Source organism: Lachnoclostridium edouardi (assembly GCF_900240245.1).
GTDB lineage: Bacteria > Bacillota > Clostridia > Lachnospirales > Lachnospiraceae > Lachnoclostridium_A > Lachnoclostridium_A edouardi.
Genome location: NZ_OESQ01000001.1, coordinates 1,209,834 through 1,224,259, shown reverse-complemented (window position 1 = coordinate 1,224,259; position 14,426 = coordinate 1,209,834). Strand labels below are relative to the sequence as shown.

Sequence of the window (14,426 nt, the reverse complement as noted above, 5' to 3'; positions counted from 1 at the left end):
TTATCATGGTAACAAATGATGCAACAGTGCTGCGCATCAAACACGATGTATTATATGAAGTGGCGAAGCTGGCATGGGAAGGTGAATTGGAAGAAAAAAAATCAGATATACCCTATAAAATAATTCCAGGCCCTCAGGCCCAATTCCGCTGCTGTATTTATAAGGAAAGAGAGATTATCCGTCAAAGAGTTCGCCTGGCAGAGGGAAAATGCCCAAAGGGCATGGATTCCAGAAACGTAGTACAGGTAATCAATGCAGCATGTGAAGAATGTCCCATTGCCTCCTATGTAGTTACAGACAACTGCCGGAAATGTATGGGAAAAGCCTGTCAGAATTCCTGTCATTTCGGGGCTATTTCCATGAATGAAACAAGAGCTCACATTGACCCTAATAAATGTAAGGAATGCGGAAAATGCGCTCAGGCCTGTCCATATAACGCTATTGCCCACTTAGAAAGACCTTGTAAAAAGGTATGTCCGGTGGACGCTATTACATATGACGAATATGGAGTTTGCGTAATTGATGAGAAAAAATGTATTCAATGCGGAGCCTGTATCCACAGCTGTCCTTTTGGAGCCATTGGCTCTAAAACATTTATGGTGGATATTATCCGCCTGATTAAAGCAGGCAAAAAGGTGGTAGCCATGGTGGCCCCTGCTGTAGAAGGACAGTTTGGCAGCAATATTACAACAGCCAGCTGGAAAAATGCTTTGAAAAAAACAGGTTTTTCTGACATGATAGAGGTGGCGTTAGGCGGCGATATGACAGCGGCAGCGGAAGCAGAAGAGTGGGCTAAAGCTTACAAGGAAGGCAAAAAGATGACAACCTCATGCTGCCCGGCTTTTGTAAACATGATTAAACAGTATTATCCAATGCTGTTAGATCACATGTCCACCACAGTATCTCCTATGTGCGGAGTATCGCGTATGATTAAAGCTGAGGACCCTGAGGCCATCACTGTATTTATCGGTCCTTGTACTGCAAAGAAAAGCGAAAGCCTGGATTTAAATATTACTGGAAATGCAGATTATGTTTTAACTATCGGAGAAGTCAGAGCTATGATGCGGGCCAAGGGAATAGAACTGGAGCCGGCGGAGAATACAGAGCAGGACGGATCTGTATTTGGAAAACGGTTTGGAAACGGCGGCGGCGTAGCCGGAGCTGTCATTCAGTGTCTCAAGGAAATGGGAGAAAATACAGATATTAATGTTATGAAATGCAGCGGAGGAGCTGAATGTAAGAAGGCGCTGCTGCTTTTAAAGGTAGGAAAGCTTCCTGCGGATTTCATTGAAGGCATGGTGTGCACAGGAGGCTGCGTAGGCGGCCCAAGCAGACACAAAACAGAAATGGAATTTAAAAAGGACAGAGATACTCTTATTGCGGCTGCCGACGGCAGAGAGGTACATGAAAATCTGAAAAATTATCCTATGGACAAATTTTCCATGCACAGATAGCAGAGAAAACAAAGTGACTTTTTCGGCCTGATGTGATATAATAAAAAATAGTTGAGTGCCAAAGCGCGAAACTATTTGCTACCCAAAGTTCGCGATAGAGAAGTTTGGGGTTCCCGTAGTTTTATGAAACGAGGAACGAGTGAAATAAAAAACAGAGACGGCGGCAGCGGCCGGCGCCTCAGATTGTTTTATACATTGGGAGAGAAATCGTGAAAAAGATTATATTAGTATTGAGTGTTACGGCTGCATTGTTCACAGGCAGCATAGTGTCTTATGCTGGTGTATATTATGCAGGCCCCTACAGTGAAACAGGTACGATTACAAAAGAAGAAGCAAAAGAAGAAGCTTTGCAGTACATACCGGAGGACAGCCAGTTCCAGTATGCAGAAAGTAAAGGTCAGAATTATGAGGTTGTTTATTACTGTCCGGAGCTGACTGAATATTACAGGCTGAGGCTGTCAGCTGAAGATGGAGCGCTGAGAGAGTACAAAAGCTGGCTTGAAAGAGGCAGAGGCAGTAAGAGCGTTGCTCTAAGCGAGGATGAGGCGAAAGAGATTGTCCTGGGAGAAGTAGAGGGGGCTGAAAGCCTGGAAGTAAACTTGGATTCTAGCAGAGGAGAAAAGGTGTACAAAGTAAGATTCAATACAGACAGCGGCAGCGGCATGTATGAGATACAGCCGGAGGATGGCAACATTCTCCTTAGAGAACTGGCTGTTGACCACTGATCAGTGATGAATCCCCCAAATTTAAAATAGTAATGCTTGCGAAAAAACGGCAAACTATTAAAAAATGAATATGAAAAAAGAGAGAGAGTTGTAAAGACGGCGGCTAATATTTAAAATCAGCTTGTTTTACAGCTCTCTCTTTATTTTATTTATATTTATCCCTTGCCGTTCCAGCAGTGAGTACACAGCTTGCACGGAGAAATCCCTACAGATTCTTTTAAGTCGTCTAAGCGGTGGAAGGCTAAAGTAGTAAAGTTCAGTTTTTTCCTGATCTCCTCTACCATTTCTTTATAATTCTGACTATCTGGATTTGCGTAGTCATCTAAAAGTTCAGAAGAAACATTGTCGCCCTCCCGGTCCTTAATAATTCTGCGGGTAATCAAGTCCAGATTAGAAGTAGAGCGGGAAAAATTCAGGTACGGGCAGGCGTGAAGCAAAGGCGGACATGCAGGACGCACATGTACCTCCTTGGCGCCGCTTTGATAAAGGAAATCTGTGGTTTCCCCCAGCTGCGTTCCCCGGACAATAGAGTCGTCAATTAAAAGAAGCTTTTTATTGCGGATCAGGCCGTCCACAGGAATTAATTTCATTTTAGCAATCAGATTCCTTTGCTTCTGGTTCTGAGGCATAAAGGAACGAGGCCAGGTAGGAGTATATTTAATAAAGGGACGTGTAAATGGAATGCCGGATTCTGTGGAATAGCCGATAGCATGGGCGATACCGGAATCAGGAACTCCCGCCACGCTGTCAGCTGCCACATTATCTCTCTGGGCCAGCATTTTGCCGCAGTTGTACCTCATCTGCTCCACGTTCACGCCTTCATAAGTAGATGTAGGATAGCCATAATATGTCCACAAAAATGTGCAGATTTTCATTTCCTGCCCAGGCTTGCTGAGACATTCTACGCTTTCAGGGGTAATAAGTGCAATTTCTCCGGGGCCCAGCTCAGAATGGTCTGTATAACCTAAATTTAAGTACGCAAAGCTTTCAAAGGCAGCGCAGTAAGCCCCCTCCTTTTTTCCTATAATAACAGGGGTGCGGCCAAGTCTGTCCCTGGAAGCATATATTCCCTCAGGAGTAAGGAGAAGTATGGTCATGGACCCTTCAATTTTTTCCTGGGCGTAGAGAAGACCTTCTACCAGACTGGAGCGTTGGTTGATCATTGCAGCTACCAGCTCAGAAGAATTAATTTTTCCGCCGCTCATTTCCATAAAATGAATATGTCCATTTTCATATGCTTCCCGAACAAGAGATTCCTGATTGTTAATCTTACCTACAGTAGTGATGGCATAGCTGCCCAGATGAGACTGAATTAATAAAGGCTGAGGATCGCTGTCAGAAATACATCCAATGCCTAAATTGCCTTCCAGCTCGTCTAAGTCGTGTTCAAATTTCGTTCGGAATGGAGAATTTTCAATATTGTGAATAGAACGGTGAAAACCGCCGGGACCATATACGGCCATACCGCCCCGTTTTGTCCCCAGATGGGAATGATAGTCAACACCAAAGAATAAATCCAGAGAACAACTGGATTTTGAGGCAACGCCAAAGAATCCGCCCATAATGTTTGCTCCTTTGTGTAGTAATTTTAATGATCAGTTTCATAATAAAACATATCTTAATACTACCTAATACTACCACATATTAGTAGTATATAACAATAGAAAAAATATATTATAAATACTTATAAAACATCAAAACTTTTGGTAAAATTTTTTTGAGAAATAAAAACAGGCAGCTGAATCATCAGCCGCCTGAAATTTATAATAGATTATTCTGCGTTGAATTCTCTTACATGAAGGATATCATTACCCATAGAGCAGTGTGCCTGTGGCTCGCAAACAATATCAATAACGTAAGGTTTCTTAGAAGCTTTTGCTCTTTCAAAAGCACCGGCAATATCTTCTGGTTTGAATACACGCTCTGCCTCGCAGTTGAATCCTTCAGCTACTTTTACATAGTCCATGATTCCCTGGTTTTCTGGCATAGCTACGCCGTACTCATAGTCATAAGCAAACTTCTGGTTCTGTCTGATCAGACCTAAGTAAGCGTTGTTTACGATACAAACGATCAGCGGAACGCCTGCTGTAGCAGCTGTAGCGATTTCCTGTACATGGAATGTGAAACCGAAGTCACCCATTAAGCATACACATTTATCTTTGCAGCCTGTAGCAACCATAGCGCCGATAGCGCCTGGAATATCCCAGCCTAAGCAGCCAGCGCCGCCGGATGGCATATATTTACGTGGTTTGTTGATTTCCTGTAACTGACCGGACCAGATCTGTGTAATACCACAGCCTGTTGTGTACATTGTATCATCATCAAAGCATTTGTTGATCTCGCCAAATACTCTGTGTGGGTTAATCGGAACACAGTCGTGGTCAACTTTTCTAGCCAGTTCTGCGCGGAGAGCTGGAATACCTGCAACTCTGTCAGCGCCCTTCTGCTGTCCAAGAGCCTTAGCAGCGGCCAGTAACTGATCAATAGCGTCTTTAGCATCAGCAACGATGCCCAGATCTGGGTTAAAGATCTTGCCAACTTCGCTTCTCTCAACGTTAATATGGATGAACTTCTTGCCTTCTGTATAAACGTTGATAGCGCCTGTATGTCTGTCAGTAAATCTGTTACCGATAGCCAGAACAACGTCAGACTCAGAGAATACTTTATTACCAACTGGGTTACCGCACTGGATACCTGGCATACCTGCATACAGTGGATGGTTGGAAGCGATGCCGCCCTTAGCCATGTATGTAATAACTACAGGAATGTTCATAATCTCAGCGAACTCAACCAGCTCTTTCTCAGCCTTAGCTAAGATAACGCCGCCGCCCATTAAGATAACAGGCTTCTCAGCTGCCAGAAGCATATCCATAGCTGCTTTAATAGCTGCTGGGGATGCCTTTGGATTCTCAACCTTTACTGGCTCATAGGAGTCTGGATCAAAATCAACTTCTACCTTCTGCATATCCAGAGGGAAGTCGATAAGTACAGGGCCTGGTTTGCCGCTCTTAGCCAGCTTGAAAGCCTTGATAACTTCGTCAACAGCTGTCTTAGGATCTGTTAAGCAAACAACGTGCTTAGCAACTGGTCTTGCAATATCAACCATATCTACGCACTGGAAAGCGTCCTTGCCTAACTGAGCTCTTACTGCCTGTCCTGTAATAGCGATCAGCGGGATGCTGTCAATGTTAGCTGTATAGATACCGGTTGTGAAGTTTGTTGCACCTGGGCCGGAAGTACAAATAGCTAAAGCCATTCTTCCGCTTGCTCTATAATAGCCGTCAGCTGCGTGTACACAGCACTCTTCGTGACGCATAGTAATGTGATGAATCTCGTCTTTTGCATCTTTTAATGCATCGTAGAATGCATTACAGCCTGCGCCTGGGATACCGAAAGCATCTTTAATGCCTTCTTTTTTACAAATTTCTACAATTGCCTGTGATAAATTCATAATAATCTCGTCCTTTCTTTAAAATACTGGATTTCACATAGTGAAAACCAATTTCACATCTGTGATTACAGTTTAGCACATCTTCCTGGAAACTGCAAGCCTTTTTACAATTTTGTTGAAAAATAGTTTTGGGTTTTGTGATATTTGTAACAAAACCACGAATGAACCAGATATTAGAGAAATGAAAAACTACATTGAAAAAAAGATATACAGATGATATAATAAGAAAAAGTAAATTCATTATATGAAATTGAAGTTTAGGATGTGAAATAAATATGGAAGAGCTGAAAGAGAAGGCATCAAAGAAGAATCAATCTGTAGAAAAAGCATTTGCAATTATTGAATATCTTTCCACTAAACAGGGGCCTCAGCGCCTTCAGGATATTGCCAACGACCTGGATATGAACTCCAGCACCGTTATCAGATTCCTTTCTACATTACAGGGATGTGGTTATGTAGATCAGGAAAGGGAGACATTAAAATATTATTTGACATACAAGATCTGCTTTATTGCAAATAAAGTCAGCTCAAATATTGAATTAAGGGACGTGCTTCGTCCATATGTCAGAGAAATTGCCGGAGCGTTAAAAGAGTCGGTCTGCCTGGCGGTAGAGCAGGATATGAATGTAGTATATATTGAAGTAGTGCCTGGCCCGGACCAGATGATAAAGACTATGCAGCGCATAGGAAATCAAGCCCCTCTCCACTGTACAGGCGTAGGAAAGCTGCTGCTTTTAAATCACAGCGAAGGCTTTATAGATAAAATGATTGAGAAAAAAGGGCTGCCTAAGTTTACTGATTATACTATAGTGACAAAACAGCTGCTGCTGCAGGAGTTGGAGGCTGTGCGCAGGCTGGATTATGCATTTGATAATGAGGAATGTGAAATTGGGGCCAGATGTATCTCTCTGCCGATCCGCGATTTTACAGGCAAGGTGGTGGCAGGTATCAGCGTAACAGGCCCCTCTTTTAGAATGGATGAGATTATTAATCCGGATAATATTGATTATCTGAAAAAAATTGCTTTGGAGGCCTCCAGAAAATTAGGATATGAAGGCTGAGAAAAGTCTGTACGAAATAAAGTGAAATAAATATAGAAAAATGAAGAAATAAGGTGCCGCTGTAAACAAGCAGTATTTGGGGATAAAACAATTCCACAGTACAGCTTTTACAGCGGCATTTTGTGTTATATTTTGCGCTGTAAAAAGTCAAAAAATGGCAGTATCTTCCTATATATATGTATAACCGCCATTTATTAAAATTGTCCAGGAGGTAAAAAGATGTAAAAATTGTGTTAAAAAATATTTCTGCAATATGCACAAAAATTTCTCTATAAAACCGTTATAATATACGAAAATTCCATTGTGGTCTTGCGGCCGACCGCATTTTTATGGTATAATGCGATCAAGCTGATAAGTGAGGAAAATAACAATTTATCACAAGGCGGCAAAGTACCAAGATTACCAATTCTAAGAAAAGAGAGGGGTATCAAAATGTATGACGTTTTAATTAAAAACGGAAAGGTAGTTACTTCTGAAGATGTTCTTAATGCAAACGTGTTAGTTAAGGACGGAAAAGTTGCAGCGGTTGCCTCATGGGGAGAGGAACCAGAAGCAGCAAAGGTGATTGACGCAGCAGGGAAATATGTTTTCCCAGGCGCTATTGACAGCCATGCTCATTTAAATGATCCGGGATATAACTGGAGAGAGGATTATGAACATGGAACAGCGGCAGCTGGAGTAGGCGGCTGTACAACAATCGTAGACATGCCTCTGCAGAATGAGCCTGCTATGACAGACGGCGCTATTATGGACAAAAAAGAAGAAATTGTATCTCCAAACGCTTATGTAGACTATTGCTTCTGGGGCGGATTAGTAGATTATAATTTTGATAAGCTGGCTGAGCTGGATGAGAAAGGCTGTGTAGCATTTAAATCATTTATCGGACCAGTTTCTCCTGACTATGTTTCCTTATCCTACGGACAGGCAAGAGAGGCAATGGAAATTATTAAAAAGTTTGGCGGAAGAGCCGGATTCCACTGCGAAGATTTCTCCATTATTAAGTGGGAAGAGGCCAGAGCGAAAAAAGAAGGCAGAAATACATGGAGAGATTTCCTGGATTCCAGACCAGTTGTATCTGAGTTAATTGCCACAAAGGCAATTATTGATCTGGCCAGAGACACAGGATGTAAGGTACATATTTGTCATGTAAGCCATCCGGACGTAGCTTTGGCAATTGCAGAAGCTCAGGCGGAGGGGATTGATGTTACTGCTGAAACATGCAGCCATTATCTGAGCCTGACAGAAGATGATGTAATTGAAAAAGGACCGATCTGCAAATGTGCTCCTCCTTTAAGAACAGCAGACGCTGTAGAGGAAATGTGGGAGTATGTAGACGCAGGAGTTCTTTCCTGCGTGGGAAGCGACCACTCTCCATGTGCTGATTATGAGAAGAATGATCCAGACAATGTATTTGATGTTTGGGGAGGAATCAGCGGAATCCAGAATATTATGCAGGTTGTTTACAGTGAAGGCGTTGATAAGAGGGGATATGACCCGACACTGCTTGCAAGAGCATTAAGCGAAGGCCCTGCAAAGGTATTTGGCATTTATGGAAAGAAGGGAGCTATTAAGGTTGGATTTGACGCTGACCTTGTAATTTTAGATCCTGATAAGGAATGGGAAATCACTCCAGAGTCCTTATATTATGTAAATAAAATTTCTGCATTTGTGGGAATGAAGGGAAAAGGACTTCCTGTATGTACCATGGTCAGAGGCCAGGTTGTTGCTGAAGACTGCAAACTGGTTGGCGAGAAAGGCTATGGGGAGTTAGTTAAAAAAATTAAATAAGACTACATTATTTATGGAGGATTTTAGGTATGGGAATCGTGGAAAATAAGGAAGTTAACTCCAGCATTGCTCAGAATGTAAGACCTGAGCTTCTGCCTACAAAAGAAAGAATCATGGATAAGGTTTCTTATACAGCAGCTTTTCTTGGCGGTTGTGTATCTATCGGAACTTTTTCTATGGGAGCCAGCTTGATTGGTGTTCTGAATATGACCCAGGCTATTCTGGCTATGGTAATCGGCTGTTTGGTTATTGCTGTTGCTCTTGTGTTAATTGGTAACTGTGGTCATAAATATGGTATTCCATATACCATTCAGCTGCGCAGCAGCTTTGGTGTAACCGGCGTTAAGATTCCAGGTATGCTTCGTGCCATTCCTGCTATTGTGTGGTTCGGATTCCAGAGCTGGGTAGGCGCAGGCGCTATTAACAGCTGTTTAAAAACACTGTTTGGCATTGACTCGCTTCCTGTTGTGTTTGGTTTATTTATTATTTTACAGGTTGCTCTTTCTATTAAAGGCTTCCACGGAATTAAGTGGCTGGAAAACATTAGCTGTATTTTCATCCTGGCAACACTGGCATATATGTTCTATGTTGTTAAGACAAAATTCGGCGTAGAAATCGGCGAGAAGATTTCTGGTATTGAAGGAACATGGGGGCTTCCTTTCTGGGCAGGTACAACAGCATTCTTAGGTATCTACTCTACAATGATTATTAACGGCTCCGACTATGCAAGAGAGCTGAAACATGATATTAAACCAGCTATGACTGGTACAATCTATGCAGTGGCAATTCTTCCTGCAACACTTTTCATGGGCCTTATTGGACTTATGGTTTCAGGCGCTACAGGAAACAACGATCCAGTGCAGGTATTCTCCACTACACTGGACAGCCAGCTGCTTACAGTTGTAACTCTGTTATTTATCGCATTTGCTCAGGTTACAACAAACGTGTTAAACAACATTGTACCTCCTGTATACGTTTTAATGGATACATTTAAACTTTCCTACAAGAAATCTGCAGTTTTAGTAGGCATTCTGTCCGTATGCTGCTGTCCTTGGGTATTAGTTTCCGAGGATTCTGCTGCAGGCCTTGCACTGTTTACACAGATTTACTCTGCATTCTTAGGCCCGATCTTCGCAGTTATGGTAACAGATTACTACTTCCTGAGAAGAAGAAAATTGGATCTGAATATGCTGTATAACACAGAAGGAGATTTCAAGGGAATCAACTGGGCGGCAGTTTTGGCTATTGCTATCGGCGCTATTGTATCTCTGTTCTTTGTAACAATCTCCTGGTATGTATCTTTAATTCCGACAGCAGCAGCTTACTATGTGCTGATGAAAGCTTTAAAGAGTGCAGAGCCTTTCAGAAGAGGAACTATCTTCGAGTAAATGAATGAAAAGCAAAGAACGCCTGGCTGGTCAGCCAGCCAGGCGTTTTCTGATTCACAGGAAAAGCTGCTGATGCAGCCGCGTTTCGGAGTATATTTTCTTGCGGAACGAGTGAAATAAAAAAACAAAAAAATTTTTAGGAGGAAAAGGTTATGTATGATTTAGTGATTAAGAATGGCAAACTTGTCACTCCTGACCGGATTTACGAAGCTGACGTGGCTATTACAGACGGCAAATACGCAGCGTTTCTGGCTCCAGGCACAGAGGTGGAGGCAAAAGAGGTAATCGATGCTAAGGGAAATTATGTATTTCCAGGCATTATTGACTGCCACGCCCATTTAAATGAGCCGGGATTTGAGTATCGTGAAGATTTTGAGACAGGTTCCCGGGCTGCTGTTGTGGCAGGCTGCACTACACTGATTGATATGCCTTTAAATAATGATCCTTCTTTGATGAACAAAGAAATTTTTGATATGAAAATGGGCCTGATCAGCAAACATTCTCTGGTAGACTTTGCACTTTGGGGAGGCATTGTAGGAGATTATGACGATCAGCCAGGTTCTGTAAAGAACAATATGAACGACCTTGTAGATCTGCACAATGCAGGAGTAGCGGCATTTAAGGGATTTACATGTCCAAACGGCGACCTGTTCCCAACAGTAAATATGGGACATGTGCGCAAGGCTTTAGAAATTCTCAAGCCATATAACGCGCTGTGCGGCTTCCACTGTGAAGAGTTTGGTCAGGTTTTGGAAAGAGAAAGAGATGCCAAAGCAAAAGAGGGAAGAACAAATGAGGAAAAGATTCGTGATTTCCTGGATTCCCATGATGTATGGACAGAGTATGTGGCAACTAAAAACGTAATCGACATGGCAAGAGCCACTGGGGGACGCGTTCACATTTGTCATGTAAGTCACCCAATGGTAGCTCAGGTTGTAAAAGACGCCATCCACGAAGGACTGCCTATTACAGCTGAAACATGTCCTCATTATCTTGGATATACAGAAGATTTTGTATTTGAAAAAGGCGCTCCGGCAAAATGTACGCCTCCAATGAGAACAAAAGAGGATATGGAAAAATTGTGGGATTATGTTCTGGACGGAACCTTATCCTGCGTAGGAAGCGACCATTCACCGGCAGCAGACGAGGAGAAGGACAATGCTACAAAGGACATCTGGCACGCATGGGGAGGCCTTAACGCTATCCAGTTCTTCCTGCCAATGATGTTTGATATGGTTGTACATAAAAAGGGATTAAGCCCAACATTAATTGCAAAGGTTATGGACTATAATCCTGCAAAAGTATTTGGCTTATATGGACGTAAAGGCGCATTTGAGCTTGGCTTTGATGGAGATATTGTAATTCTGGACCCTGAGAAAGCATGGAAATGTGAGCAGGAAAAATTATTTACAAAGGGACATGTATCCTGCTTTGACGGACAGGAAGGAAAGGGTTCACCTGTCTGCACCATTATCAGAGGCAAGGTAGTTGCCGCCGACGGAATGTATAAAGACGAGGCAGTAGGCTACGGCCAGTATATTACACCTGTAAAATAAGAGGTTTGGGGATATTAAATATAGAAACAGAGAAATGGGGAAAAATTATGAGCGAAGTTAAAAATAACGAAGTTAAGAAAGAAGCCAGCTCCTTAGCTCCGATTCAGCCAAAAGACCGTATTATGGGCTGGGGCTCCAATACAATGTTATGGCTTGGCGGATGTATTTCTATTGGAACGCTGACAATGGGCTCTGCACAGCTGGAAAAAGGTCTGAACCTGCTTCAGTTATTCCTGGCTGTAACAATCGGATCTGTTATCCTTGTTATTGGTATTGCGGCAAACGACCAGTTCAGCTACAAAACAGGAGCTCCATATGCTGTTCAGTTAAAGAGCGCCTTTGGTACAAAGGGAAGTATTGTCCCTGTTATGATTCGTGGATTGCCCGGTATTGTTTGGTACGGCTTCCAGACATGGTTAGGCGGAGCTGCAATTAACAATATTTCTAAAGCATTATTTGGATATGACAACATAGTATTATTCTTTATCCTGTTCCAGGTACTTCAGATTCTTCTGTCCATTAAAGGCTTCCAGGGAGCAAAATGGGTAGGAAATATCGGCGGCGTTGTTATTGTTTTAGCTATGATTTATTTGCTGTATATCTGCGTAAGCCAGTACGGCGACGTAATCGGCGATAAGCTGATGAACAAAGAAGGCACATGGGGAATGCCGTTTATTGCTGCAGTGATTGCGTTCTTTGGAAACAGTACTACGGTTATGCTGAATGCAGGAGACTACTCCAGAGAAATGAAGTCCGGTTACTCATCAGGAGCCCGCGGCGTTTCTTATTTCCTGGCTATGGTACCTGCTACTGTAATGCTTGGTATTATTGGAGCTATGGCTTCTACAGCTACTGGCATTGCAAACCCAATTAACGCTTTTGCCGAAATGGTAGACAACAAGCTGGTTCTTATTGTAACTTTAGGATTTATCCTTTTTGCACAGTTATCTACAAACCTGGCAAGTAATGTAATTCCTCCTGCATATGCATTTATGGATGCATTTAAGATGAAACATAAGGTAGCTGTTATTTTAGTTGGTATTCTGGCTGTTGCTACATGCCCGTGGGTTCTGACAAACGATAGCTCTGCAGCAGGTCTGGACGTATTCGTAAAGGTTTACACAGCATTCTTTGGACCTATTTTTGCAGTACTGATTACAGATTACTTTATTCTTCACAAGAGAAATTATACAAAAGAAGCTTTAGACGATTTATATGATGACAAGGGAAATCATGCAGGCGTAAACTGGGCGGCTATTATTGCTATTGCAGTAGGCGCGGTAATCGGATTTATTAATATTGATATTTCCTTCTTTACAGCAACAATTCCTACAGGACTTATTTTCTACTTCTGTATGAAGAGTATGCCGTCATGTGAGCGTTTCAGAAAAGGCACAATTCTGGAAAAGTAAATAAAAAGTAAAATTTGTATAAAATGCATATAAATTTTATTTAAATCCCCGCTGCATTGACATAATAAACAAGATATGCTATATTCTGTTTATCATTAACATTGCAAAGGGAATAAGAGCGCAAGCGTTGTGTAGAAATACTACATTATGCTTGCGCTTTTTTTCTTTGTGCGGGGCAAAGCACAGGTTTGAGAAAGGAGAAGATTATGACGGCAGTAAGGGAGCAGGCAAGGGAGATTCCTGTTTTAGCAGAGGCAGATGTGTTGGTAGTGGGAGGAGGGCCTTCTGGTTTAGCGGCAGCCATTACTTCTGCCAGAGCAGGTGCAAAAACGATTCTGATGGAAAAGTACGGGTGTTTTGGGGGAAATATAACCATTGCAGGAGTAGAGGGTTTTGCATGGTACCGCCATGAGGGAACTGTGGAGGCGGGAGGATTAACTTTGGAATTTGAAAACACCGCTAAGGCCATGGGAGCCAGCTCAAAAGAAATTCAGTCTGAAAGTCAGGCTTTAGATGCAGAAATGTTTAAATATGTAGCTGACAGAATGGTACTGGAAGCAGGGGTGGAGCCTCTTCTCCACTGCTATGCAGTAGCTGCAGTTGTTGAGGATAATAAAATTATAGGCGTAATAACAGAAAGTAAGTCAGGCCGCCAGGCAATTCTGGCTAAAAGAGTAATAGACTGTACAGGTGACGCGGATATTGCAGCAATGGCAGGAGCGCCTTATACAAAGCAGGAAACAGAAAAGCTTATGCATGTAACTCCGGTGTTTAACTGCAGGGGCGTGGATACAAAGAAGTTTAAAGATTATATATATAATGAGCTGAAACCTACATACAGAGACTGGTCTGGAGAATGCTGGAACCAGATTACATCGGGAAAAGAAGAGCATATGTTCAGCCCATTTGTGGAAAAGCCTTTTATAGAGGCTGTGAAGGAGGGATTAATACAGCCAGATGAAAATGTGGCTTTAGGAGGCACATGGAGTACCATTGATGATGAAACCGGCGATGTTACCCAGATGAACATGGTATTTATGAGAAATTATGATTGTACTGATGTAAAGGATTTAACCAGAGCGGAAATTCAGGGAAGGGACCACGTTTTAAAGGCTTTAGAAATTTTGAAATTGAAAATACCTGGATTTGAACATGCTAAACTGAGAAATTTCGGAATGTCTATTGGCACAAGAGAATCCAGAAAGATTCAGGGACATTATTATTTAACAGAAGAGGATGTGTTAAATGAAGCCAGATTCCAGGATTCTATTGGCATATTCCCAGAATTTGTAGACGGGTTAAATTACTTATTTATTCCTACTACAGGAAGGTATTTCCAGATTCCCTACGGCTGTATTCTGCCTTACAATGTAGAAAATCTGTTGGTGGCCGGAAGAACAATTTCAGGGGATAAGGCAGCGCACTGCGCCTTTAGAAATATGGCCTGCTGCGTTGTCACAGGGCAGGGAGCCGGAGCAGCTGCAGCTGTATCTTTAAAAGAGGAGCAGCCGGTATCAAAGGTGGACATTGGGAAGGTTCAGGACGAATTAAAGCGCCAGGGTGTATTTTTAGGATAGGATTTTTAAATAAT

Annotated in this window: 10 protein-coding genes; 8 read left to right on the top strand and 2 right to left on the bottom strand. The window is 42.3% G+C overall.

Going from position 1 to position 14,426, the window contains the following annotated elements; translation table 11 throughout:
* The first annotated feature begins 5 nt into the window (after positions 1-5).
* Both C1A07_RS05695 and C1A07_RS05690 read left to right on the top strand, forming a co-directional pair.
* Positions 6-1,454: a 4Fe-4S dicluster domain-containing protein gene (locus C1A07_RS05695; protein ID WP_101876255.1), complete on the top strand. Its 1,449-nt coding sequence runs from the start codon at positions 6-8 to the stop codon at positions 1,452-1,454.
* Between the two features lie 209 nt (positions 1,455-1,663).
* Positions 1,664-2,179 carry a PepSY domain-containing protein gene (locus C1A07_RS05690; protein WP_180952188.1) on the top strand — a complete coding sequence of 172 codons (516 nt, stop codon included), beginning with the start codon at positions 1,664-1,666 and terminating at the stop codon, positions 2,177-2,179.
* Between the two features lie 155 nt (positions 2,180-2,334).
* On the opposite strand, the gene C1A07_RS05685 is transcribed toward C1A07_RS05690, so the two are convergent.
* Positions 2,335-3,741 carry an amidophosphoribosyltransferase gene (locus tag C1A07_RS05685; protein WP_101876253.1) on the bottom strand — a complete coding sequence of 469 codons (1,407 nt, stop codon included), beginning with the start codon at positions 3,739-3,741 and terminating at the stop codon, positions 2,335-2,337.
* Between the two features lie 209 nt (positions 3,742-3,950).
* Positions 3,951-5,630: a thiamine pyrophosphate-binding protein gene (locus tag C1A07_RS05680; RefSeq protein WP_101876252.1), complete on the bottom strand. Its 1,680-nt coding sequence runs from the start codon at positions 5,628-5,630 to the stop codon at positions 3,951-3,953.
* 275 nt (positions 5,631-5,905) lie between these two features.
* Between C1A07_RS05680 and C1A07_RS05675 the strand changes: the two genes are divergently transcribed.
* From C1A07_RS05675 to C1A07_RS05650, 6 genes are all read left to right on the top strand, one after another.
* On the top strand, positions 5,906-6,691 hold the full coding sequence (locus C1A07_RS05675) for an IclR family transcriptional regulator (RefSeq protein WP_101876251.1): 786 nt from the start codon (positions 5,906-5,908) through the stop codon (positions 6,689-6,691).
* A gap of 432 nt (positions 6,692-7,123) precedes the next feature.
* Positions 7,124-8,479 (top strand): allantoinase AllB, encoded by a 1,356-nt coding sequence (gene allB, locus C1A07_RS05670; RefSeq protein WP_101876250.1) that lies wholly within the window; start codon positions 7,124-7,126, stop codon positions 8,477-8,479.
* 29 nt (positions 8,480-8,508) lie between these two features.
* Entirely contained in the window at positions 8,509-9,867 is a 1,359-nt protein-coding gene (locus tag C1A07_RS05665; RefSeq protein WP_101876249.1) for an NCS1 family transporter, read from the top strand.
* Positions 9,868-10,019: 152 nt separating this feature from the next.
* Positions 10,020-11,423: an allantoinase AllB gene (gene allB, locus C1A07_RS05660; protein ID WP_101876248.1), complete on the top strand. Its 1,404-nt coding sequence runs from the start codon at positions 10,020-10,022 to the stop codon at positions 11,421-11,423.
* 47 nt (positions 11,424-11,470) lie between these two features.
* Entirely contained in the window at positions 11,471-12,835 is a 1,365-nt protein-coding gene (locus C1A07_RS05655) for an NCS1 family transporter (protein WP_101878059.1), read from the top strand.
* 206 nt (positions 12,836-13,041) lie between these two features.
* Positions 13,042-14,412, top strand: coding sequence for an FAD-dependent oxidoreductase (locus tag C1A07_RS05650; protein ID WP_180952187.1), 1,371 nt, complete (start codon positions 13,042-13,044; stop codon positions 14,410-14,412).
* Positions 14,413-14,426: the final 14 nt, after the last annotated feature.